General features: G+C 42.7%; 17 protein-coding genes and 1 pseudogene. 8 read left to right on the top strand and 10 right to left on the bottom strand.

Annotated features, from left to right (window positions below; all coding sequences use genetic code 11):
- Positions 1-7 precede the first annotated feature (7 nt).
- A pseudogene (gene melB / locus EYW48_RS04520) lies at positions 8-1,383 on the bottom strand (melibiose:sodium transporter MelB).
- A 343-nt stretch (positions 1,384-1,726) separates the two neighbouring features.
- Positions 1,727-3,865, bottom strand: coding sequence for an alpha-galactosidase (locus EYW48_RS04515; RefSeq protein WP_277431923.1), 2,139 nt, complete (start codon positions 3,863-3,865; stop codon positions 1,727-1,729).
- 819 nt (positions 3,866-4,684) lie between these two features.
- Between EYW48_RS04515 and EYW48_RS04510 the strand changes: the two genes are divergently transcribed.
- From EYW48_RS04510 to EYW48_RS04495, 4 genes are all read left to right on the top strand, one after another.
- On the top strand, positions 4,685-5,926 hold the full coding sequence (locus EYW48_RS04510; protein ID WP_277431922.1) for a carbohydrate porin: 1,242 nt from the start codon (positions 4,685-4,687) through the stop codon (positions 5,924-5,926).
- 69 nt (positions 5,927-5,995) lie between these two features.
- On the top strand, positions 5,996-6,871 hold the full coding sequence (locus tag EYW48_RS04505; protein WP_277431921.1) for a MalM family protein: 876 nt from the start codon (positions 5,996-5,998) through the stop codon (positions 6,869-6,871).
- Between the two features lie 90 nt (positions 6,872-6,961).
- Positions 6,962-10,045, top strand: coding sequence for a beta-galactosidase (locus EYW48_RS04500; protein WP_277431920.1), 3,084 nt, complete (start codon positions 6,962-6,964; stop codon positions 10,043-10,045).
- Positions 10,046-10,209: 164 nt separating this feature from the next.
- The gene (locus EYW48_RS04495; RefSeq protein ID WP_277431919.1) at positions 10,210-11,211 is read left to right on the top strand and encodes a substrate-binding domain-containing protein; all 1,002 of its coding nucleotides are present in this window, start codon (positions 10,210-10,212) and stop codon (positions 11,209-11,211) included.
- 29 nt (positions 11,212-11,240) lie between these two features.
- Here EYW48_RS04495 and EYW48_RS04490 read toward each other — a convergent pair whose 3' ends face one another.
- Positions 11,241-11,825 carry a LysE family translocator gene (locus tag EYW48_RS04490; protein WP_171979849.1) on the bottom strand — a complete coding sequence of 195 codons (585 nt, stop codon included), beginning with the start codon at positions 11,823-11,825 and terminating at the stop codon, positions 11,241-11,243.
- Positions 11,826-11,931: 106 nt separating this feature from the next.
- Between EYW48_RS04490 and EYW48_RS04485 the strand changes: the two genes are divergently transcribed.
- A complete protein-coding gene (locus EYW48_RS04485) occupies positions 11,932-12,375 on the top strand; it encodes an Lrp/AsnC family transcriptional regulator (protein ID WP_053308927.1) in 444 nt (147 codons plus the stop codon).
- 6 nt (positions 12,376-12,381) lie between these two features.
- On the opposite strand, the gene EYW48_RS04480 is transcribed toward EYW48_RS04485, so the two are convergent.
- The 4 genes from EYW48_RS04480 to raiA form a co-directional block, all read right to left on the bottom strand.
- Positions 12,382-13,380 carry a 2-hydroxyacid dehydrogenase gene (locus tag EYW48_RS04480; protein WP_277431918.1) on the bottom strand — a complete coding sequence of 333 codons (999 nt, stop codon included), beginning with the start codon at positions 13,378-13,380 and terminating at the stop codon, positions 12,382-12,384.
- Positions 13,381-13,553: 173 nt separating this feature from the next.
- Entirely contained in the window at positions 13,554-13,844 is a 291-nt protein-coding gene (locus EYW48_RS04475) for a hypothetical protein (RefSeq protein ID WP_171375445.1), read from the bottom strand.
- Positions 13,845-13,870: 26 nt separating this feature from the next.
- A complete protein-coding gene (locus EYW48_RS04470) occupies positions 13,871-14,107 on the bottom strand; it encodes a hypothetical protein (protein ID WP_053308930.1) in 237 nt (78 codons plus the stop codon).
- A 243-nt stretch (positions 14,108-14,350) separates the two neighbouring features.
- The gene (gene raiA, locus EYW48_RS04465) at positions 14,351-14,698 is read right to left on the bottom strand and encodes a ribosome-associated translation inhibitor RaiA (RefSeq protein ID WP_277431917.1); all 348 of its coding nucleotides are present in this window, start codon (positions 14,696-14,698) and stop codon (positions 14,351-14,353) included.
- 250 nt (positions 14,699-14,948) lie between these two features.
- Between raiA and arfB the strand changes: the two genes are divergently transcribed.
- Complete coding sequence (gene arfB, locus EYW48_RS04460) at positions 14,949-15,362, top strand: alternative ribosome rescue aminoacyl-tRNA hydrolase ArfB (protein ID WP_053309053.1); 414 nt, start codon at positions 14,949-14,951, stop codon at positions 15,360-15,362.
- Between the two features lie 119 nt (positions 15,363-15,481).
- Here the strand turns inward: arfB and EYW48_RS04455 are convergent, their stop codons facing one another.
- Entirely contained in the window at positions 15,482-17,548 is a 2,067-nt protein-coding gene (locus tag EYW48_RS04455; RefSeq protein WP_277431916.1) for a GNAT family N-acetyltransferase, read from the bottom strand.
- Positions 17,549-17,724: 176 nt separating this feature from the next.
- On the opposite strand from EYW48_RS04455, the gene EYW48_RS04450 reads away from it, so the two are divergent.
- Positions 17,725-18,759: a spermidine/putrescine ABC transporter substrate-binding protein gene (locus tag EYW48_RS04450; protein ID WP_168524378.1), complete on the top strand. Its 1,035-nt coding sequence runs from the start codon at positions 17,725-17,727 to the stop codon at positions 18,757-18,759.
- A gap of 52 nt (positions 18,760-18,811) precedes the next feature.
- Here the strand turns inward: EYW48_RS04450 and EYW48_RS04445 are convergent, their stop codons facing one another.
- A complete protein-coding gene (locus EYW48_RS04445; RefSeq protein WP_277431915.1) occupies positions 18,812-19,783 on the bottom strand; it encodes a ParB/RepB/Spo0J family partition protein in 972 nt (323 codons plus the stop codon).
- A gap of 7 nt (positions 19,784-19,790) precedes the next feature.
- A complete protein-coding gene (locus tag EYW48_RS04440) occupies positions 19,791-21,008 on the bottom strand; it encodes a ParA family protein (protein ID WP_053308935.1) in 1,218 nt (405 codons plus the stop codon).
- A gap of 1,301 nt (positions 21,009-22,309) precedes the next feature.
- On the opposite strand from EYW48_RS04440, the gene EYW48_RS04435 reads away from it, so the two are divergent.
- Positions 22,310-24,286, top strand: a complete 1,977-nt coding sequence (locus EYW48_RS04435) for a replication initiator protein RctB domain-containing protein (protein WP_053308936.1) — start codon at positions 22,310-22,312, stop codon at positions 24,284-24,286.
- Positions 24,287-24,347: the final 61 nt, after the last annotated feature.

The raw sequence follows: 24,347 nt of genomic DNA, 5'->3' as shown, positions 1-24,347 counted from the left end.
AACATTCTTACGCTGATGCAGCAACGTGTTCAGATTGCGCTTCAATTTCCTTTTCTTCTTCCTGGTTGAAACCTTCGTGAAGTCGGTAGTAACGTTGATAAACAAAACCGCTGACTGCCATCATAATTGCTGGTAAGCCAACCATCATAAATTGCAGCCCCATGATTGTACTCTCTGACTGCTCAACGTTTGGCACATAACCAACTACAGATAGACCAACACCCACAATGAAACCACCTGCAGCACCAGCAAATTTCACCAACATGGTTTGTACTGAAAAATAACACTCTCACTACGACGACCAGTTTTGTATTCACCGTAATCAACAACATCTGCCAGCATAACTGTTTGAAGAGCATTAGCGATGCCAACACCAAACTTAATCGCAGCACCTGCCAAACCAATTAACATTGCATTACCAGGGGCAATAAGTGCCATTAGTAATAGCACCAAGCATGACAAAATAGGGAAACCACACGCCATCAACCATAGATTTTTTCGAGGTAACGCGGCTGCAATACGTGGGAATAAGAAGACACCAGCAATTTCGGCAGCACCAGCCACCATCATGTAAATCGGAAATAGCTCTGCATTACCCAGTGCGTAAGAGAAATAGTAAATGGCAAAGCCGCCCACCAATAAGTTAGCAATTTGGAATGACAATACAGTGCCAATCAACGCTTTTAGTTGATCGTTTTTACCAATAATTACCAACACATCTTTAAAGCTAAATCTTTCAGCAGGTTTTGCATTGGCCGGTGCCTGCTTTTCTTTGACGTTGCGAGCAATCAAAAAGGCACTCATGACGAATAATACAGCGATGAGCATCGCAACATTAAAGAAGCCTTGACCTTGATCGCCATTACCCAGCTTGCCAACAATATGTAGGCCGTATGTACCGGTCACAAACCAAGCTAAACTTGCGAAAAGGCGTGGCCATACCACAAGTTTTTCACGTTCTTGGCGAGAGCTAGACAGAGCTGGGATCATTGACCAATAAGGAATATCCATAATGGTGTAAGTTAGCCCCCACAGTATATAAGCTGCCGCTGCGTAGACGTATAGTGCTGTCCCTTCAAACATGTGAGTACTGAAAAGACCAACTAACACAACAGCATTTAAAAGTGTGCCAATCACAATCCATGGACGGAATTTGCCGAACTTAGAGCGTGTATTGTCCACAATCACGCCCATCATAGGATCGGTAATAGCATCAACAATACGCGCAGCTAAAAAAATAGTACCAACGAACGCAGCAGATAGACCAGCCACATCGGTAAAGTAAAACATTAAAAAAATATAGATTGGTGCACAGGCAAAATCTTTGCCCAAAGCACCAAGGCCATACGATAACTTCGTTTGTAGAGTAATTTTATCAGACATAATTTTTCCTTTAGGCGTATTACCGCTTCCCCTAACTAGAAACCGCAACACATACCTTTTATTGATTTATTTGTAAGTCCGATAGGAATACTACCTATCCCAAACAATCGGTACTGTGATCAAACACACTCAACTGGAAACGTTTACAATGAAAATTAAAAAATGGGACCTATGCCGCTATTTACTTAAACAAATGGTTTTAAATAAAAGGGATTACAAAGTGGTAACGATTCCACAAAATGATTAAATCCGCACGGATAGAAATATCAATGCGGATTTAATAAGAGGAGCGTATTGGTATATCCAACATAATTGAAGTTATCAATAGGTGGTAAATTTTCCCCTAAAACTTCACATTAGAATAGTCACTAATACGTTCGAATTTAATCAATAAGGCCGTTTCGGCATCTAGAATTGGCATGGTTAAACCAACTTCAGCGCACCAAGCACCTGACAATTCGCAGCCAGACTCCGTCCAAGGTGGTTGATAGTTGACAATATCATCATAGTTCTCAGGTTTATCCAGTACCGATATGCGATATAGCGCATTACTATCCAATCCCGGAACACGTAAGTGACCACTGAGTGAATGGGTTGGCATAGTAAGCTGTGCCATCATGACGACCGCTTCCGATTGATCTTGAGAAACAACAGCATGTATTTGGTGTGCTTTGTCGTCGGCTGGAATCCGCCAAGTTCGCCCTGTATGCAGCAATTGACGCAACATCTTATGCAACCGAACATATCGTTCAAAACCTTGCTTTTCTAACAGCTCTTCTTTGACCGGATCTAACTCAATTCCCATGTGACCAAACAAAGCCGTCAAACCACGAAATTCAATACTATGGCGACGACGTGTCGAGTGACAATGACTCGCACCAATGTGACTGCCCATGACTTCAGGTGGGAAAAAATAGCTCATGCCACGTTGAATCGTTTGACGTTCTAAAGCATCGTTATTATCTGATGCCCAAAAACGCTGAGTTCGTTTGAGTATTTCAAAATCAATGCGTCCCCCACCAGCAGCGCAAGACTCAATATCAACTTGAGGATGTTTAGCGCGCACCTTATCAACCAACTGGTAATAACGCTCGACTTGAAGAGATGCTGCGGCCTTACCTAAATGAGCTGGCTGTACAATCTCACGATTCATATCCCATTTTATATAGGCAATATTGTAAGTATTCAAAAAATGATCGAGCCTTTCAAATAAGAAATTAAACGCCTCATCATTTTGTAAATCAATGACATACTGGTTACGTCCGGTTGGCTGCTCATAACCGTCAACGGCTAATAACCAGTTAGGGTGAGCACGATAAAGATCTGAATCTTTGTTTATCATTTCAGGCTCAAACCACAGGCCAAACTCCATGCCTAATTTGTTGACGTGTGCAATAACAGGCTCTAAACCATTTGGGTATTTCTCTCGGTCTAAAAACCAATCGCCTAAGCCTGCTTTATCGCCATTACGTCCTTTAAACCAACCATCATCGATAATGAAGCGCTCTACTCCCATCGCAGCAGCTTCTGATGCCATCGACATAATATAGTCAGGATCATGGTCAAAATAGATCCCTTCCCATGTGTTTAAATGAATAGGTCGTGGCTTTTGCATAAAATCCGAAGGCAGAATAGCGTGACGGACATGCGAATGAAACTGGTGGCTCATACCGTTCAAACCAGCATGGCTATAACTGGCATAAAGCCAAGGCGTGGTTAGACTCTCACCTTGCTGCAATGCGATTTCACCAGGTAAATAAATGACTTCAGCTTGCATATAACGACGACCGTCCGCTTTTACATCTACCCGCAATCGATGATTACCACTCCAAGCAAAATGAAATCCCCATACATCCCCTTGCATTTCATCAAAATGCTGAGTACCCGCAACCAAAGCAGGATAATGCTCGTGAGAAGTTCGACCACGACGGTTTTCTTGTTGGTAGCCGCCTTGTAGCAATGGTTGGCGCACTGTTTGAAACTCATGAACCCAGCGACCGTAATAAGTCATCAACTCATTCGCACGTGCTGGCAAAGGCAACGTATTGGCAAGACGGTTCACATGATAAACGCCTGTTTTCTTGTTGGTGAGCGTATGACGCGTTTTCACCACATCATTGCTATCAAGCTTAAGCTCGCTTTGTAAACGAAGCCCTGCGATCGCATCTTCGCTCTCAATCACAATACTGTCTTGATTTTGTTCAATATGGGAGATGACAAACACTGGAGCCCAATCTTGACCATCGCGATGCCCTTCCACACCCGGGCTACTGAAAACGCCACGACCAAGCTCTGGGTGTAGAGTAATGGATACGTCGCTGTCCAAACGACCGTATGGCACGGGACGATGTAAAGCCATGCGGAAACCACTAAGGTCACCACTTACTTTTTGTCCCCAATGCAGAATCTCTGCATATTCGCCCAACTCTACAATCAATTGAGTTTGCTGACCGGTTATCTCAATCAGTGTTTTGTCCGTCATCTTGTCTTACCTTGAAACTGGAAATTACGCTGCATCATAATGAAAAAAACAAAATAATCTGTGAGCCACACCAAAATCATGGAAACGTTTACAGTTAATTTTTCAAACTTGTGCAATCTCCCGCCAAGCCTTATTCCTTCTTATATTACGCAGCGATCAGCTCAAAAACCCTCAGATTATTTGGTTACTGAGTTCTTTAAAGCACTGCACGTGAATTCGAATACCAAACTGATTTATAAAGAATTTTTCACGATTCAATTCATTACTTTACAACAACAAAATCATAAATAAGGTTACAGACCGCTCAGTTGAACTCCTCACCTCTTGAAGTGGTTAACCGATAACCGTATTCTTGTGGCTTCGAGATTCTTTATGAAGTGTCTATCTTGGGTCCTAACTCAAAATCCCAGTTTGACGATACAACAAATGCTCGTGTGCAGTACGCCCGCGCACAACTTGTTGTATATTCTTCCTTGTCTCATATGCCCAGTTGATTTCAATTGGGCTCTCTTTCCTCTTCTAGTAACAACTCCCTCACCCCAAAAAGACACTTTAAATCAGCAACTTAAATAAAATCAACTGCAATTCTCCACCTCAAACACCGCCCAACTTAAGTAAACGATTCCAAACTATACCATTAGAAATCAATCTAAAACCGCGCTTAAAACTTCAATTTAAGAGATCAAAATCACACAAAATAGTAATAAACCCCTCATTACGACAAAAATGCCAACCTCATCATGAAAACGTTTCCATGATTTATTTACACTACGCAGCGAGTTAGGACTCAAACCAATAAAAAAAGAATGGAGACACTTCATGAAACAAAAGACGCTTGTAAGAGCGCTTGGGTTAACCCTCGCCCTAGCACCGCTTGTTGGTATGGCTGCAGTGGAGAACATCACTTACTTTGGCTACGCCAAGTGGGGCAACATTTACACCGATAACGATGAGCACAATGGTGGCAAAGGCGAACGCAACGATGTGATTCGTGCTAGTCAAGGTTATGGCAACTACCGTTTGGGTAACGAACTTAACTGGTGGGAAGCAGGTTTGAAAGCCGATGTTTGGCAACAAGGCGACGCGTACTTTGATACCACGCTTTACCTTGGTAGCGGCGAAAGCTGGGGTGACGTTAGCTTGATCCAAATGTGGTCAGCGGGTCATGGCCTGTTTGAAGGCCAAGCGGATGCCACTGTTTGGGCGGGCGAACGTTTTTACCGCCGTCATGAAGTCCATATGATTGACATTAAATATTGGGATACCTCAAGCACAGGTATCGGTATTGAAAACTGGGAGCTTGGCTTTGCTAAAGGCCACATCGCATGGATGGCGCCAAACTCCAGCGCCGATGGTCGCAGCTTACACAACATCGACGCACGTTTAAGCGGCATTGAACTGAGTGACAGCGCGGATCTTACGGTCGGTTTGAACTACGTGTTCACCCAAAACTCTAGCTATGACGAAAGTGACATCACCACTTCTGGGGCTATGCTTTCTGTACTTTACCGTCAAGCTTGGGGCTATGGTTCAAACACGTTTGCTTTCCAATACGGAACTGATGCGCTTGCGGGCGGCTTGATGAGTGCAGAAGGCGGCTCAAACCGTAAATACAACACGGGTGTTGAGCACGATGGTTACAGCTGGCGTATTTTCAACTCTGGCGATCTTAACGTGAATGAAGATTTCCAAGTGATGTACTCCATCGCTTACCAAGACAAAAACCTTGATAACAACGAAGGTGAGAAATGGTTCAGCGTAGGCGCTCGCCCTCAGTACAGCTGGACAGAATACATGGCAACCGCACTTGAAATGGGCTACGAATCAGTAGAGGCACAAAACGGCGCTGGTACCAACGATATATACAAAGTGACCGTGGCACAAATGTTCCAAGCAGGCAAAGGCGTTTGGGCTCGTCCATCACTGCGCTTGTTCGCGACCTACTCTGAGAAAACCGATGAGTGGAACCGTAGCGGTGATAAATACGGCCATGCCCAAAGCATGAGTACTAAGAACATCGACGAAGTAACCTTCGGCTTTAACGTCGAAACATGGTGGTAACTCAAACCCGCTACTATTTTTGAACTCAACGGGGTGAGTAATACGCTCACCCCACAAAGGACAACGTAGATGAAACTAAAACCGCTAGCAACTCTATTCATGGCTCTGTCTCTTGGCGCGTGCAGTGGATTACCAGAGCAAACCTTCAATACCGATTTGAGCCAACTACAGTGTTGCTCAACGTTAGATGCTTTACCTCTGACTGCCCTATCGATTCCTTTCCACCAGCAGGTGGTTATGGATGCTAACCTGCCAAGCTTGAGCAATGCGGTTTTACTTTCTTTAGATTCTGCTTCATCCAAACCGCTCCCAGTGATGAGCTACCAAATCACTTCTGACGCACCATTCTCGCTGCTCGTTCGTTCTTATGTTGATAACAATGCGCTATTTGCTGCGAACGTTCTGATTTACGACGCGAAATGGCAACTTCTATCCGATTACTCAGCGAAAGACTTTAACTACCACACAACTGGCATGCGCGGCTTAGAGCGTGCTGAACAAGTGATCACGGTGAACCCACAACTTAATGGCGCGAAATATGTAGTCATCGCTTCAGATTCGACATTGCTTGGCACGGAATTGACTCGCAAGCACCCGGAAGAAGTCTACGCAGAAACGCAAAACGTCATTGGCAGTAAACAGCTTCCGCTCACAGCAGAATTCCAACCCTTTGGCGTCATTGATGTCACAGCGAGTGCCTCCGACAACAACGTGGTATTAACGCTTTTGGCGGAATTAGGCACGCAAACCAACGACGGTTCAAAGGCAGAGTTAACTCCTGCCGCATCACCTGAAGCACAAGACGAATGGGATTTGTACCAATCTCAAATCGATGCAGCACTCAAAGACAACGACGTAAAACAAGCCGCGGCAATTGCCAACCAAGCTGCTGAGCAAGGCTTTACCCAAGCAAAAGATTATCTCGTGAAACAATTAGCGAAATAACGCTTCACAACAAAACCAAAGACACCCTTGCTACGGACTCAAATTCCGTAGCGAAACAAGATTAGAAACAAAAAGTTAAGTAGGAATACCATGAAAGCATTTTCAGACATTATCCAACGAAGAGACTGGGAGAACCCTCAGTCGGTTAATATTCACTGTCTTAAAGCGCACAGTCCACTGGCGAGCTACCGTGATATTGAACATGCGCGTCAAGCAAGCAATGCCCAGCTTCACTCGCTCAATGGTCAATGGAAGTTCAAACTGTTTGATGCCCCAGAACAGGTCGACGGTGATTTCATTACAGCCAACTTTGATGATGGCGCCTGGGATGAGATCACCGTGCCATCGAACTGGCAACTTCAAGGGTACGACAAACCAATTTACGCTAACATCAAATACCCGTTTGAAGTCAATCCACCTTATGTGCCCGCAGATAATCCAACCGGATGCTACCGTACTCGCCTGACTCTGAGCGAAGCGTCTCTCAACGAGACTCAGCGCATTATCTTCGACGGTGTGAACTCTGCCTTTTATTTATGGTGTAACGGTCATTGGGTTGGTTATAGCCAAGACAGCCGACTACCCGCTGAATTTGACTTATCACCCTATCTCCATGCCGGTGACAACAGCTTAGCGGTAATGGTCATTCGCTGGAGCGATGGTAGTTATTTGGAAGACCAAGATATGTGGTGGCTGAGCGGTATTTTCCGCGACGTTAATTTGGTGTCTAAACCACAACACTGCATTGAAGATGTGTTCATAACGCCAGATTTAGACGCGTGTTACCACGATGGTTCCCTGTCAGTTGTGACTTCTATTTCTGCGCCTGACACCTATCAAGTCCAAGTGCAGCTGTTTGACGGTGAACAAGCCGTGACAGAGCCTCGCATCGATCGTCCACACAACCGACGCATTGATGAACGTGGCACTTGGGATGACGTGGTATTCCAAACGTTGCACCTACGCGAGCCAAAGAAATGGACGGCGGAAACACCGAACCTCTACCGCTTAGTCGTCTCACTGTTGGATGAAAACGGCACGCACTTAGAAAGCGAAGCGTACCAAGTTGGTTTCCGCAAGGTCGAAATCACCGATGGTCAATTGAAGCTCAACGGCAAGCCTTTGCTGATCCGTGGTGTCAATCGCCATGAACATCATCCAGAACTGGGGCATGTCATGACCGAAGAAGATATGATCCGTGATATCTGCTTAATGAAGCAATACAACTTCAATGCGGTTCGTACTGCGCATTATCCTAACCATCCTCGTTGGTATGAATTGTGTGATCAATACGGTTTGTATGTATGTGATGAAGCCAACATTGAAACACATGGTATGGTGCCAATGAACCGTTTGTCAGCCGATCCACAGTGGGCACACGCTTACATGAGCCGCTATACACAAATGGTGATGCGTGATAAGAACCACCCTTCGATCATCATCTGGTCTTTAGGTAACGAGTCAGGTCACGGCAGTAGCCACAATGCGATGTATGCATGGTCAAAACATTATGACCCATCGCGCCCTGTGCAGTATGAAGGTGGCGGTTCAAACACCACCGCGACAGACATCATTGCCCCTATGTATGCCAGGGTAAATACCACCATTGAAGACGAAGCTGTCCCCAAGTGGCCAATCAAGAAATGGGTGTCGCTACCTAACGAAAATCGCCCTTTGATTTTATGTGAATATGCACACGCGATGGGCAACAGTCTAGGTAGCTTTAATGAGTACTGGGATGCGTTCCGCGATTACCCTCGCCTACAAGGCGGTTTCATCTGGGACTGGGTGGATCAAGGCTTAAGCCAATGGGATGAAAACGGCCAACACTTCTGGGCTTACGGTGGTGACTTTGGTGATGAAATCAATGACCGTCAGTTCTGCATCAACGGTTTGATCTTCCCAGATCGCACCCCACACCCAACACTGGAAGAAGCCAAATTCTGTCAACGGATGATCACCGTTGTGCTCAATAAACAACATGAGCAGCACTGCCACTTAACCATCACTAACGAGAACTTGTTCCGTGCCACCGATAACGAACAGCTAAACTGGTCTCTGTTAGAAAATGGTGTGGCTATTCAAACCGGTCAGTTAGCGCTCGCTATTGAGGCTGACAGCCAGCAACACATGATAATTGAATGGAATTTCCAACCAAAAGTCGATGCACTCTATCATCTCAATACGGATGTTTGTTTAGTGAATTCAACCGCTTGGGCGCCTGCGGGTCATACTATCGCTACCGAGCAGTTTGCATTAGTCAATACTTGTGCTTTATCACTGCCTGAGGTGAATCTTCAACCAGCGCCAGAACTCAGCGAACAAGGCTCTCAGATTTTGGTAAACAGTCGTGATGCAAAACATCAATGGCAATGGGATACACAGACCGGCTTACTCACTGATTGGCGAGTAGATGGACAGCCGCAAATACTGCGATCGCCCGAAGATAACTTTTTCCGCGCACCATTAGATAATGATATTGGCGTTAGCGAAGTGGACAACATAGACCCAAATGCTTGGGTATGTCGTTGGCAACTAGCGGGTATTGGCCAATGGCAGCGTGAGTGTATCAGTTGCGTCAGTGAAACACTAAACCAAGCCATTCAAGTCACCTCAACCTTTGCTTATCGCTATAATGAGGCCATTCAAGCGCTAACCGTTTGGACTTACACACTCGATAACCAAGGCTGCATGAGTTTGGATGTCAGCGTAAAATTGGCAGACCATCTTCCTCCGATGCCACGTATCGGTTTAGAGTTGGAATTACCATTGGCAGAGGAAGTCACTTGGCTAGGTTTAGGCCCATTCGAGAACTACCCTGACCGCTTGTCGGCCGCCCGCTTTGGCTTACATACTCACCCCCTAGAGTCGATGCATACACCCTATATTTTTCCAACCGATAATGGCCTACGCAGCGGCGCAAAGTGGCTAGCTGTCGGCGACCTGACGTTCACGGGCGATTTGGCATTTAGTGTTAGCCAATATAGCTTGGAGCAATTAGCGCAGGCCAAACACACCAATGAATTGAAAGCAGAAGATAAAGTGTATGTCCGTATTGATCACCAACATATGGGGGTTGGTGGCGATGACTCTTGGAGCCCAAGTGTGCATAAAGAATTTCAACTACTAGAGAAAACGTACCGATATACAGTCACGTTAAAACCTCACGCCTAGCGCTTACCCTATCGCTTCTGTTAACTTAGCCCTCAATCATCTTGAGGGCTTTTTTATCAAATGGTTAAATAAAACCTGCAACAATCGAGTTAAACGATCTTTAGCATTTGTGTTATTCACTCATCCGCTGTCTAATTAACCACAATCAGAAGAAAAGAGGCTCTATGGCGACCATTAAAGACGTTGCAAAAGAAGCAGGCGTATCCATTGCGACTACTTCACGCGTACTCAACAACGCTCCACATACCAGTGAATCAGCCATTATCGCGGTCAAAGCGGCAATGGAGAAACTAGGCTATCGCCCCAACGCCAATGCACGCGCTTTAGTTAGTAAATCCTCTAATGCAATAGGCGTTTTGGTGAATGATGTCTCTGCTCCTTTCTTTGGCACCATGGTCAAAGCAATTGACACAATAGCAAGTGAGCAAGGTAAACAGTTATTAATTGGCAGTGGTTACCATGATGCGATCAAAGAGCGCAACGCCATTAACTTACTCATTAACAGCCGTTGTGAATCGTTAGTCGTGCACAGCAAAGGCATGAGCGACGAAGAACTGACTAAGTTAGCTCAAGAAATTCCCGGCATGGTATTAATCAACCGAATCGTACCGGAAATAGCTTCCCGTTGTATCGCGCTCGACAACCACAAAGGCTCTTACATGGCGACAGAGTATTTGATTCGAAATGGCCATAAACATATCGCATACATTTGCTCAAGCCACGATATTGAAGATGCGCACGACCGCAAAACTGGCTATTTAGATGCCTTGCGTGACAATGGCATTGAACCCATTGAAGAGTACATCGAATACGGTGAACCCGATGAGCTTGGTGGAGAGCAAGCGATGGTTAACCTAATGGCCAAAAATACACCGATTACCGCGATCGCCACCTACAATGACTACATGGCTGCTGGTTGCCTCACCTTATTACAAGAAAATGGTGTCCGTATTCCCGAGAACATGTCGGTAATTGGGTTCGACGATGGGCATATCGCTCGCTATATCTACCCTCGCCTCACTACGATTCGCTATCCAATTCAAGTGATGGCTAAGCAAGCGGTGAAACTTTCATTGGAACTAGCAAGTAATGAACAAACTGAGCACCATGATCACAAGTTGTTTATGCCAATTTTGGTGAGACGTTCCTCTGTGAGTAGCATTTAACCTGACAGATATTGATTAATAGTAACGCTCTATAACATAGATACTACGGAAAACAGCAGTAAAGCCCCCATAGCACCATTAAACCAACGTACATAGCTTGGATGATTCATCCAATAACTCAGTTGTTTGCCAGCGGCTGTCCATACACTAACCGATGGAATGTTTACCAGTGCAAACACCAGTGAAATAAGTAACAACTGCGCCCAACTAGCACTCTGGTTATAAACACTCACAGCGGTTAATGCCATCGACCACCCTTTAGGATTAACCCATTGAAACAGTACTGCGGCTACAAATGACATCGGCTGATAGTGCTCAGCATTTTGTGCCGGGTTACTTAAAGCAATTTTTATGGCCAAATAAACTAAATATGCCATGCAAGTGATTTGCAAGCCTTGTTGTAACAGTGAATAGCGTTGGAACAACTCTGTTAGCCCAACACCAACTAACAACAGCATGAGGCTAAAACCAAAGGTTATACCTAACATATGGGGAATGGTACGTACAAAACCGACATTGGCTCCTGATGTCATGAGCATAATGTTGTTCGGCCCCGGTGAAAATGTTGAGACAAAGGCAAACCCAATCAATGGCCCCCACTGTGTGTAATCCATTTTTTTCTCTCTATTGATAAACGATAAGAAAATAATAATGGTATCAACTAGCAATATTGTGCTTATATTTGTTTTAAACGATAAAAATAGACAATAAAAAATACCCATGGACCGATTTGACGAAAGAATATTGCAAGAACTAAAAATTGATGGCCGAGTATCTAATGTTGAACTAGCCGAGCGAGTAGGGTTATCTCCCTCAGCAACTCTGCGACGAGTTCAAGATCTAGAACGGAAAAAGGTAATTAAAAGCTATCGTGCGATATTGGATAAAACACAGCTTGATGTCGGTTTTGTAGCTTACGTAGCGATTGGTTTAAACAGTCACACGAAAAAAGCACAACTTAGTTTCGAAGAACATGTACGTTTTGCGAAAGAAGTGGTGGAATGCCACAACATCACGGGGATGAACGAATACCTTCTCCGCGTTGAAACAAAAGATCTCGGTGCTTATAAACGCTTTCACGCAGACGTACTTGGTGAGTGTTTAACGGTAAAATCCATCAGCACGATGGTGGTGATGGATTCTCCGAAAGATGAAAGACAATGACGTTTATCAAGTAAAATCTAAGAAGTTTGGATTGCTTTTTTGTTGTGCAAAGCTATCTATATTGGACAGTGTGGTTTCGGCAATGCTCTGCAGTGCATCGGTAGTCAAGAAAGCTTGGTGACCGGTAAAAATAACATTGTGACACGCAGACAAACGTCGAAATACATCATCCACAATCACGTCATTTGATTTATCTTGGAAGAATAGTTCCTTCTCGCTCTCATAAACGTCTAAACCAAGCGCACCAATACGCCCTTGCTTAAGCGCTTCAATAGCGGCAACTGAATCTAACAACTCACCACGACTGGTGTTGATGATCATCACCCCATCTTTCATTTTCCCAAAGGAAGCCGCATCCAAAAGATGGTAATTCTCTTTTGTCATTGGACAATGTAAGGAGATGACATCAGATTGACGAATAAGCGTCTCTAATTCACAGTAAGTGGCTCCAAGCTCTTTTGCTACTTCGCTTGGATAAGGGTCAGAACACAACACGTTCATACCAAGCCCTTTCAAGATCCGAATCGTTGCCAGACCTATTTTCCCAGTGCCGATGATACCGGCGGTACGACCATGAAAGTTAAAACCAACCAAACCTTCCAGTGAGAAATTCGCTTCGCGGGTGCGCTGATACGCTTTATGGAAACGGCGATTTAATGTCATCATTAATCCCACCGTGTGTTCAGCAATCGATTCTGGTGAGTAAGCAGGTACACGAGCCACAGTAATACCGAACTCTTTTGCTGCATCCAAGTCGACATTATTAAACCCTGCGCAACGCATAGCGATCATCTTAACACCACGCACTGCAAGTTGTTCTAGAACCGTACGTGATAAATCATCATTAACGAACGCACACACCACTTCACAACCTTTGGCCATTTTGGCTGTTTTTTCAGTAAGTAAAAAGTCGTAAAAGTGATAATTGACCTGGTGGTTATTTTTAGCTTGTTCGAATGCAGCTTGGTCATAAGACTTCGTGCTAAAAAAGGCAATGTTGATCATTATTGTTCCTCATTGAGTGAGCTTTGTATTCTTTTACTTTTTCTAACAATCAGCATATCACTGATTGAAGCAATGATTGATAGTGATATGCTCCGCGAAACGCTCTTTTAGACAAAATAAGTATCGAACCAATGAGAAAGATTGAAAATAAGTAGCTGTGAAATGCAAACTAGTTAACGTACAGCAAATCGACGACGCACCTCCTTGTAGCTTTCAATCACCAAAGTGATAAAGGCACTCGATGGATGTGCATTGTTGTACTCTTCTAAAGCATAAAGATAATTTGAACGAAACTTTTCAACAGCTTCTTCTGCTGTACTCGCGTAAATGACATCATCTTCAACTTCAAAATCTAATTGTAATAGTTGCGCTTTTTCATCCGAGAATGTCTCACTACTCATATCGAGATAAGTAAATTCTTTACGTTCAGAGCCTGGTTTGCAAAAAAACTGAAATTTGGTCATCAAATAATATCCTTGTAGTTATCGTATCATTGAAATTCTTCACCGTGATTTTCGAGTACTTTATGCCCACACTTATCACAAACAACATATCGGTCAATAAGTTCTAATGATGCCAATGCTGGGCTTGCAGTTCCCGAAAAGAACCCTTCTAAAAATGCTTTAAACTGCTCCTTTCTACTTTTTCCATACTTCGAAGGCTTCTGTTTAATGATCTCTTTGTGTGGTGTTGCTTCACCACATTTTTCACAAAATCGAATATCCATACAACCAACCTTAAAACAAATAAACGATGTGTAAGATATCGGTTTTATTGGCACGATGAATGTGATCTACAACCGAGGTTCAAACTTATGATATGGAAATATTGATTGCATTAAAGTTAAAGCAATAATCGGTCGAACAACCTGTTGGTTTACGCATTCTGCACCATCCTAGGCATTGAGTATAAAAAAAGCCAGCACGATGCGGCTGGCTTCAAGAATCTGTTTGATGATATGAAAATAAGATTACTCTTCTGAGATAAGGTCAGTATCTATCTCAGGTCTCATGCCCGTTGGTTTAGCATGAATATCGGCTCTCAATTGCCCTTTGCGATTGCTTAAACCAGCTTCAAGTTTCTTCAATGCCGCAGCAATAGCCGGATACATAATGTCGTTTGTCGATTTAGCTGAAACGCGCACGCCCTCATAATTGGTGAAGATTTCTACCTCATGCTGCCCGTGTTCTTTGGTGATAATAATGTCGCAGCTGATCAATTGAGGAAAGTGAGATGAAATTTTCTCAAATTTACTTTCAATTTCTTTACGTGAGTCTTCATTAATTGATACATGATGTGTTTGAACGTTTACTTTCATATAATTATACCTTTCCAATCACTATGTCTTCTTAACCTATCAAACTCTATCCACTTTGACCAACTATAGATTCTCACATGTGTGATTAAGCTCTGTGTTATCAAATAATATTGTCTCGTCCCCTTGAATACGTCTAGCGCAAAAATAAACTCTCAGTGGTCTTGCTAGATCGATTCATTCATAGGTGAGATGGTAAACCACTAGCAACTCCATTAGAATGACGACTGAAATCACTTCTTACTCTGGATTTATGCTCAAGATATCTAACACCGTCGAACTCGCTAGTTGGGAAATTGAACTTTCAGCAATTCGCGCCATGGGTAGCGGCGGGCAGAATGTTAATAAGGTTTCTAGTGCGATACATTTACGATTTGATATTCATCGCTCTACCCTACCCGATCTTTACAAGCAAAAACTACTCGCCTTATCTGACTCAAGAATTACCAAAGAAGGTGTCATCGTTATCAAAGCTCAGTCTTATCGAACCCAAGAGCAAAACAGAGAAGATGCACTCAACCGCCTCAAAGAACTGATTCTTTCAGCAATGGTGGTCGTAAAGAAACGCACCGCAACAAAACCGACTAAAGGTTCTCAACGTCGACGGATTGAGGCGAAGAAAAGAAATGGCGCAAATAAGTCTTTGCGCGGTAAAATCGACTTTTAAAAGAGTCACAGAAGATCAATTAACTATACCTCTCTTAACAACTTGCTATTGATGACCTTGAGTGACATTCGAAAAAAAGCGAACACCTTCACTTTACACTGTAAATCCCAGCTTCATTATTAATCGGATTCAGCAGTTTTACAGTGTAAATTATCCAAAATAAAACTCAGATCATGGCGAATGGTTTGTTCAATTTGCTTACGCCCAGACAATCCAAGTTCATTGGCACAAGCCGACCAACTTTTATTCTGCAAACATTTTTTTACCAATACATCCGAAATGGAAAATGCGAATTCAGAATTGAGGCAATGGAGTACTTGCTGAATCCAAACGCTGACACTTTCAAAATCTGAACCGCCGGCACTGTAATCAGACAGTAGACGATACGGAACCATCTCGACTGGATCTGAGTTGAATACCTCACTGTTGTTAGCCATCTGCATAAGTAAAGTTCGCACCAATTCAGGTTCGATATTTTGTAATGTATCCATTAGCGAATATAAGAAATGGCGCTTAAAACGTTGTGTCGCTATTGCGATCCAAGAAAGACTTGAATCCTGAACCATGAGTAAGGAATAACAACCGCTGGCTTGATCGCGCTGTGTGCCAATTTTCACAGGAACAAAGTGTTGTGATGACCAAAAATGAATGAGCTCACTTGTCGCTCCAAAACTTGTTGCAAGATAATCGCTAGTCACCTTTTTGCTCAGCAGAGTAAGCAACTGTGCACCAACGCCTTTTCGTTGCCAATCAGGATGAACGGCTATTCGCATAATTCGCGTACAAGATTGAGAAGCCGCTTCGGCAATACCCACTTGGTTAGCAAGCGATATAGGTACAAGATGCCCCTTAGGACGACGTTGTCCTTGCTGAATAGAACGAATTAAAGGCTCATCTAATTGACCTTCGTCTACCGTTAAAATGCAGCCAAGACAACGCTTACCTAACATCGAAACATAAAGCTGCATGTTGTCATCAGCTAGTAAATGGAATAAATCATTGGGTGAAGTTTGGTAGTGTGCATTGACCAACAACGAAAAAACCTCATGCAGCAATCTTGGCTCATTGAGCATCTGCTGTTTGGGTATCAACTCCAATGTTACGTGACTAAGACTAAAAGAAGATGGCATCGCCAACGTTGGTAAGTCGTAATTAAGTAGAAAGGTTTGATATTGCCACTGTTCGAGTGGGTCCCCTTCTTTCCAACGAATAGGCTGATCAATATGGAATGACTTGACGCCAGGTCTGTGCTCTTTGAGCCAAGATTGAAACTTGAGAGTGAAACCTCGACCACACCCTTCATAGCCGTGAATCGTTGTAGAAAATACCGTGCGATGATACAGCTCGACCATCAGCTGTAGCAAGGCAAGAGGCAAAGCGGCCGCTTCATCGACCAATAGCAAATCACACTGAGGTTTGAGTTTTAGCAGTTCATCTGGCGCAACAAATTGTAGGGATGAATGCTGATAATGAAGAGCATTGGCGCTCCGACTTGAATCGGGTAGATTCAACATCGCATGTTCAAATACGGGCTTAAGCGCGTTAATTGTCGGCGCAGTGATGAGTATATTAATATTCCGCTTTTTCATCAGCTCCGCAGCAGCGATCCCTAATGCACTACTTTTTCCACGCCCGCGGTCAGCCGTAATAACTAAAGGGCGCTTACGATGGCCTTCAACGACGTGAACAATGCCTGCAATAGCTTCTTTCTGCTGTGAAAAAAGAGGAAGAGGTAATTCATCAGCAACCAATGAAGTATCAGGTAGTGCTGGCAAAGGGCGAGATTGCTCAAGCACGAGTAACTGCTCAAACGCCATATTCAGCCATTGCTGCGCAGGAGAATGACGATTTTCCTCATTCCCCATCACAAGCAAAATGCCCGCCCCTTTTAATGCACCAAGTGCAGCACTAAAACTATTGGCATCAAACCCATCACTGAGATCATAAATTAACCGTTGGCACTCTTGTCCTAGCAGCTGCTGACCTTTATTAAAAGGAACTGAACGAGTGACATCTCGAGCCGCCCCTCCTACTTGAAAACAAGTTGTAGGATTACCAGTAATTAGCAGAGTGTCGCAGACTTGATTCTGAAATAAATCATCACCACGCACTACAACACCAAAACGCCAATCAGTCAGGTTTGCCAATTCAATAAGTTGCTTTAAGTAGTCATTGATTGCTTTCATTTTTATGCCATAGCCACGATTAATCAGCCAATGTTAGCACAGGCAAAAGGCACCATAAGAATGCATAAAAATATTTTTCTTTACGACAAATTTGTTTTGCTTTAATCCGAGCACTTTTTAACTAATTATTCGCTCAACTCCAGTATGGTTCTGGACTCAAGAGGAATGAAAATGCAATGAAGACTTTCATCAAAGGATTGGTTTTATCAGCAATGCTCACCGCTTCTCAAGTAAGCGCAAATACACAAACGCTAAATGTTTACGCATGGGGCGGTTATCTGCCTGAAAAAGCACTGCAGCAATTTGAAGAGCAAGAAAATGTCACCATCAACTACTCAACTTTTGAAAATAATGAGTCAATGTATACCAAGCTCAAATTGCTTAAAGGTGGCGGTTACGATGTGGTATTTGCGTCCGCGTATTTTATCGAAAAAATGGGACGTGAAGGCCTACTTGCTGAGCTAGATCATACACAAATCCCGAATATGAAAGATGCAATGCCTTCATTGTTAGGACAAGCACACGACCCCAAAAACCGCTATTCCCTACCCTATATCTGGGGAATTACTGGCATCAGCTACAACGAAACGCTTATTCCTGAAGGAGTGACTCGTTGGGCAGATCTTTGGAACAAGCAATATAATCAACAGGTCATGCTAATTGACGATATTCGTGATGTATTCGGTATGGCACTCATTTTAAATGGCTTCAGCATCAATACCAAAAATGAACAAGAGATCGAAAAAGCCTACCAGTCACTAGAGGCGCTAAAAGATAACGTTTTGTTGTATAACTCTGATGCACCACATGTCCCCTATGTTTCAGGTGAAGCTGCTTTAGGTATGCAGTGGAATGGTAACGCTTACCAAGGCCAGGTTGAAATGCCTGAGTTGAAGTTTGTTATGCCAGAAGAAGGCGCCGTATTGTGGATGGATAATTTTACCATTCCTTCTGGTAGTAAAAATAAGGCATTAGCCCATAAGTTCATCAACTTTATGTATCAAGCCGAAAACCAAGCAGAAATAGTCAATAGCTTAGGTTACGCATCGGCGACACTAAGTGGCCGAGCATTACTTCCCGTAGAACTACGTGATAATCCAACCATTTTCCCTTCCGAATCAGATATGGCAAAAGGGGAATTCATTAACGATGTTGGCTCTGAAGCACTCGCCATTTACGAGAAATATTGGCAACGTCTAAGAAACCAATAATAGTAAACGACAAAGCCCGCAATTGCGGGCTTTGTTATAGAGCAGCAGAAAATTAATCGAGTTTACTTTGAATAAAATCTAAGATTTCTTGCATCGTTGCATCATCTACTTTTTTTAAATTCAGCGCCAAATTACTGCCATTGCGGCTATAACTTGCACGACCTTTAACAAGGTCAGTTTTGGTGGCTACTGCACGCTTAGGTGGCACCAATTCTTGGATCCATGACTCAATGGTTTCAGTCACTTCTTTGGTCAACCTAGCCACACCTTGCGCACTACCACGCTGCCATGCAAAACCTTGCTTAGATTGGCACTTTGCTAATAGTTTAGCTTGTTGTTCTGCGTCTAGCTCATGGTATTGCTTATGCAGCTTCACTATAGTCGGACGACCTAATTCAACCACATTTGGGTAGGCTTGCAGTAGCTCCAAAGGTAAAGCTGCAGCCTTTAAAGCACCACTAACTAACGCTTCACTGCATTGAAACATTTTCGCTAAGGCTTTTTGATCTTCAGCGTCTTGATTATCGAGCTTTGCCTGCATTTCTTTGCCTTTTTCGTACAAAGAAAGCGGCTTATGTGCGTTTGCAACATCAGAAAGAAATTTAGCGTGTTCAGCATTAATATCTTCGGCAACGTAAACCAGAAACTCTTTATCAGCCAGGATACAAGACATTCGACGACGGCTACCGTCTAAAACTTCTATCTTACCATCAGCTGTTTTACGCCCTACAGCAGGGTATTGCTGACCACGTTCACGTAATGTTGTGAGAACATCGGACAAAGCATGTTCGTTTAGGAAAGCTTGTTCACGTGCATTTTGCGAAAAAACGACCGTTTTATCCGCTACTTGATCAGCCGGAATACGTACTAACTCAAACGTTACCAATTCTTCGCCAGCCACTGCGAGTTCGATAACTTGAGCCTGTTCCTTAGCCGCTGTTTGTGCCTCTTGCGGGGTGGTTGCACGTCGTTTATTCGCTTTACCAAACAGTTTTGCATTTAGATCAGACGTTTTAATTGCCATGTTTTATTTACCCCTGATTAAGTGATGACCAATGACTATGAAGTACGCGCTCAAGCTCTAATGCACTTTTCTGCACGGCATCTTGTGCCGTTGCCAGCGTCTTTTTACCACCTTCAAAATCGCTGGTGGTGAGATCAAATACAGTGCTGTATGTGTCAGCACAAGTTTCAAATGCACGACTACGAGGAATCGTCGCCATCATAACTTGATCGCCTAATAAGTAGTTCATTTCGGTTAAAACCGACACTTGCTTTTTATTGTCGTCTTCAAACATAGTCGGCATCAGACGCACAAATTCGAGCCCTTTCCAATCCTCTGGAAACATTTCATACACAGTTGGCAGATGCTGGAAGAAATTGACTGTCGATGCCCAATCCAAGCGCTTTGCTGCACACGGAATCAATAACGCGTTAGAGGCATACATAGCATTCCACACTAACGGATCTACGTGTGGGCCGGTATCAATCATGATCATGTCAAAATCATCGGCTATTTTATCTATCAACTTTTCTTTTAAAAGACGCACAATATCAAGCGATTGATTTTGAGAAAGATATTGCCAAGCTTCCGCATTAAACATCGCATCTTCGGGGAAAGCTGAAATGGTTTTCAAGTTTGGATACTGCGTTGGCAACATGACATTTTTATGTAAAAACGCAGAGTCGACTTCCGTCCCTTCAGGTACATTATCGAGCATAATATCAACTGCCGAGTAGATATTACTGTGTTCAGATAAACTTATTTGCGGATTTAAAAATAGGCGCAAAGAACCTTGAGGGTCCAAGTCGATTAAACAAATACGGTAGCGTTTATCCAAATTCAGCGCTAGACAAGCGGCTAAATGTACCGCTGTCATCGATTTCCCAGTGCCACCCTTTTGGTTTTGAACATTAATAATCCAGGGTTTGTGGTCACCATGTTTTTTACGTTGATGGAATTTAGGCACACCTGCAGCGTCCATTAGCATGTGCGCTTCAGCAAGAGAAATAGAATAATGATTGGCATTATTCTTAGTAAATTGATGACCAGCTTGCTCCAATTTAGTAATTGCTTCATCCAACTTACGACGAGTTAAACCAGAACGCGTTTCCATCAGTGCTTTAGACATTGGAGGAAAGTGGTCATCACTTCGCTCTTCTAAAACAATTTCGATACGGTCAGCTTGAACTTGTTGCGTCAATTCTGCGAGTTGGTAGAGATTATCTATCGTTTGTTCTCTTTTCATTGCCAAATTCCGTAATAGGTACTTAAGCAAGAATTGTACAGCAAAAAATACAATACACAATAAAAAGGTGAACATTCACTTTTAGAGTAATGTCACATTAAATAGAAAATAAATTAGGTATTTAATGTTAGTAGCCAATTTACAAACGCAAAATGCACAGCATTATCTCAACAAACTTGGAAACATTTAAAATATTACGTTGTCACTTATTTACAATGTAAACTCACATTGATTAGAAAACATAAAACAGAATGGGATAAGAAAATTCCATCGATAATAAAAATATTAAAAAATTATAGATCCTTTAAAAAATAACCTTCGGAACGATTATAGAATCTCAGTAATTTACGGCTAGTGTCATTTTCATTCGACATCGTGAGAAAATAGTAATAAAAATCATCAATCAAGTTCGCACTAAATCGCTCGAGCTCGGTGAGGAATAGCTTTTGATCACTATAAAATGGTGGAAGCATGATCAAGGCTTATTTGATGATCATGCTTCTTGATAAAAATGGACACTTAGGAACAATGATCAAGGGTAATCTATCGCATTCTAGTGGATTAAGCCTCCGCAATGGAACCTGATCCTTTACGGATCAATGATCAAGTGCAGAATATCTACGGAAGCATGTAAAATCTCATTTAAATTACGGGGATTGTAGATGGAATCAAGTGCGAGCGTATTTCTCTTCTGTTAGTACAACATGTAGAAAAACACGAACGAAGTGAAGAACATTCAATTCAGACCTTGATCATGCTTGCTGCAATATACTTGCAACCCAATAACACCAATAGCAAAGCATGACATTGTTATTTTGAGATGAAATCGTACAAACTGTATCCAAAATTAATGAAAGAATACTTTTCATGATCATTGTTCCGTAGCCAAAGGTTAGTCCAATTTCGAATTATGATGGCGAAATCGATAACTTTCACTTCATGACTGTGGATAAGTTGTGGATGTATGATGATCATGCTTTTAAGAATACGTTGATCATTGATTCAGAACAGCAATGATCATCGTTCAACGAAATATTGATCATGCTTTCACCTAAACATTGATCATGTTTTCATAATCACGATGATCATGCTTCTGGTAGTGTTTTTTTTTTATCATTTAAAAACAGTGGATTACAAGGGAAAACATCTTCTGATCATTAGATCATATAATCAATATAGATCAGAATAATCAAAAAGATCAGTTGTTTAAAAGCAGTAAATTTTTCTTTATTTATGATCTCTTTTTCTTTATTCTGTTGGAACTATAGCGATATTACGGCCAGTGTGATACGGATCTAATCATGAACTCAGACGAAAAAATACTGATCAAAGCACCAAGAAGTCATAAAGATGGTCATCTTTTTGAAATATCTGAGGCAGCCGTAGATTGGGTTGAGCAATACCAACACTTCAAAGGCGTGACGAAAAGTATTGTTGAACTTCTTAATCTTATCTCCTTACGAGGCTTTCGGAGTCAAGACGGTTTAGTATCCACAACCGAATTAATCGAAGCAACAGATGGTCAACTAACCAGAGCTGCGATTCAGCAACGTTTACGTGCCGCAGTAAGCATCGGTTTATTTAAACAGATCCCTGTTAAATTCGAGGAAGGACTAGCTGGTAAGACGATGTTACATAAATTCGTCAACCCTAATCAATTGATCTCAGTCCTAGGATCAACGAGTTTAGTCACTGAATCAGTAAAACAAACCGAAAAACGTAAACGGTCGAAAGCATTAGCTCAAACTCAAGTAAATAAACGTTTGCTCAATGAACACGGGTTAAACATTCCACCAGCCATGAAAGATGAAGCGGATCAATTTGTCGTTTCTCCAACCAACTGGGCAGGGATTATTGACCAAGCATTAGCTCCACCAAGAACTCGTAAAAGTTACCAGAAATCAATGGTTTCAATTTCAGGTACGCGTGCGATTATTGAAACCCGCTCATCGAAGAATATCATGACGGTCGATGATTTAATGACATTGTTTGCGCTGTTTACGCTTACCGTGCAATACCATGATCATCACCAAGAAGACTACCAACTTAATACCACCCATACTCCAAATAAAACACCGCTCTACATTACGGATATTTTGTCGTTACGTGGAAAAAAGGACAGTGGGCCTGCTCGTGATTCAATTCGCGATAGTATTGATCGTATTGAATTTACCGATTTTCAACTGCACGAATTGACTGGTCGTTGGCTAAGTGAAAATATGCCGGAAGGTTTTAAGAGTGATCGATTCCGTTTTATTGCTAGAACGATCACCGCCTCAGAAGAAGCGCCAACCGAGGGAGCTGATGGCGAGATCCGGATCAAGCCCAATCTCTATATTTTAGTCTGGGAGCCGTCATTCTACGAAGAGCTGCTCACTCGTGATTATTTCTTCCTATTTCCACCAGAGATCTTGAAACAACATACCTTAGTGTTTCAATTGTACTCCTATTTTCGGAGTAGGATGTCTCGTCGCCACACAGACAGCATGCTACTTAGCGAGCTCAACCAAAAATTGGGCCGTAACATTGAATGGCGTCGTTTCTCAATGGATCTAATCCGTGAATTGAAACGGCTATCAGAAGGGAAAGGCAACGATGAGATCTTTATCGTTAACCTATGGGGTTATCATTTAACGGTAACAGCAATAACAGAAAAGAATAAGATCACGGATTACCAAGTTGATATTAAGTGCGATGTTGAAGAAGTTTTACGCTATTCACGCGCACGTACAACCAACGCTGGTAAGCGTAATATGGCTCCTACATTGCCTAATCCTCTGCGTAATGAAATTGTATCCAAGCAGAAACTGGAAGAACTGGCTGAGATTATTGATGGAGAATTTGAGCCAATTCAGCGCAAAGCACCATCACCAAAAGGCAAATTGGGACGTCGTGTTAAGCAGAGAAAACACCTTGTAGAGATCAATGCTGACGAAATCACGATAACTCTATCTAAATATACCTCTCCAGAGGCTCTAGAACGCAGTATAACAGCGTTATCTGCAATGACTGGTCACTCACCTTCATCAATTAAAGAGGAGTGTATAGAACTTATAGATAAGCTTGATTGGCTACGTGTGAGTGGTGAGATGATCCCATATGAGACGTTGAGCAAATTAATTGAGCTTTACAACACACAAAACGAGAATAAACATTTATCAATAGAACGTTTAATTTCAGGCCTCGCCGTACGCCGCAAAGTATGCAAACAGGTTTATGATGGCCACCTAGATGAATCGGTCTTTCGTGCGCTTGATGAAGTCGCTATTGGCATTTAGTAATAAACAGTTTAACAACACAATTCTGACCAGTAATTGACATTAATATTGGTTGCATTAA

This window comes from Vibrio sp. 1180_3 (genome assembly GCF_029478545.1).
Taxonomy (GTDB): domain Bacteria; phylum Pseudomonadota; class Gammaproteobacteria; order Enterobacterales; family Vibrionaceae; genus Vibrio; species Vibrio aestuarianus.
Note: the sequence above shows the minus strand (reverse complement) of the source record. Positions and strands in the feature narration are given on the sequence as shown.

Coding starts and splice junctions, on each gene's coding strand:
- EYW48_RS04515 (WP_277431923.1), bottom strand. CDS start 3,865: ATGACGGACAAAACACTGATTGAGATAACCGGTCAGCAAACTCAATTG.
- EYW48_RS04510 (WP_277431922.1), top strand. CDS start 4,685: ATGAAACAAAAGACGCTTGTAAGAGCGCTTGGGTTAACCCTCGCCCTA.
- EYW48_RS04505 (WP_277431921.1), top strand. CDS start 5,996: ATGAAACTAAAACCGCTAGCAACTCTATTCATGGCTCTGTCTCTTGGC.
- EYW48_RS04500 (WP_277431920.1), top strand. CDS start 6,962: ATGAAAGCATTTTCAGACATTATCCAACGAAGAGACTGGGAGAACCCT.
- EYW48_RS04495 (WP_277431919.1), top strand. CDS start 10,210: ATGGCGACCATTAAAGACGTTGCAAAAGAAGCAGGCGTATCCATTGCG.
- EYW48_RS04490 (WP_171979849.1), bottom strand. CDS start 11,825: ATGGATTACACACAGTGGGGGCCATTGATTGGGTTTGCCTTTGTCTCA.
- EYW48_RS04485 (WP_053308927.1), top strand. CDS start 11,932: ATGGACCGATTTGACGAAAGAATATTGCAAGAACTAAAAATTGATGGC.
- EYW48_RS04480 (WP_277431918.1), bottom strand. CDS start 13,380: ATGATCAACATTGCCTTTTTTAGCACGAAGTCTTATGACCAAGCTGCA.
- EYW48_RS04475 (WP_171375445.1), bottom strand. CDS start 13,844: ATGACCAAATTTCAGTTTTTTTGCAAACCAGGCTCTGAACGTAAAGAA.
- EYW48_RS04470 (WP_053308930.1), bottom strand. CDS start 14,107: ATGGATATTCGATTTTGTGAAAAATGTGGTGAAGCAACACCACACAAA.
- raiA (WP_277431917.1), bottom strand. CDS start 14,698: ATGAAAGTAAACGTTCAAACACATCATGTATCAATTAATGAAGACTCA.
- arfB (WP_053309053.1), top strand. CDS start 14,949: ATGCTCAAGATATCTAACACCGTCGAACTCGCTAGTTGGGAAATTGAA.
- EYW48_RS04455 (WP_277431916.1), bottom strand. CDS start 17,548: ATGAAAGCAATCAATGACTACTTAAAGCAACTTATTGAATTGGCAAAC.
- EYW48_RS04450 (WP_168524378.1), top strand. CDS start 17,725: ATGAAGACTTTCATCAAAGGATTGGTTTTATCAGCAATGCTCACCGCT.
- EYW48_RS04445 (WP_277431915.1), bottom strand. CDS start 19,783: ATGGCAATTAAAACGTCTGATCTAAATGCAAAACTGTTTGGTAAAGCG.
- EYW48_RS04440 (WP_053308935.1), bottom strand. CDS start 21,008: ATGAAAAGAGAACAAACGATAGATAATCTCTACCAACTCGCAGAATTG.
- EYW48_RS04435 (WP_053308936.1), top strand. CDS start 22,310: ATGAACTCAGACGAAAAAATACTGATCAAAGCACCAAGAAGTCATAAA.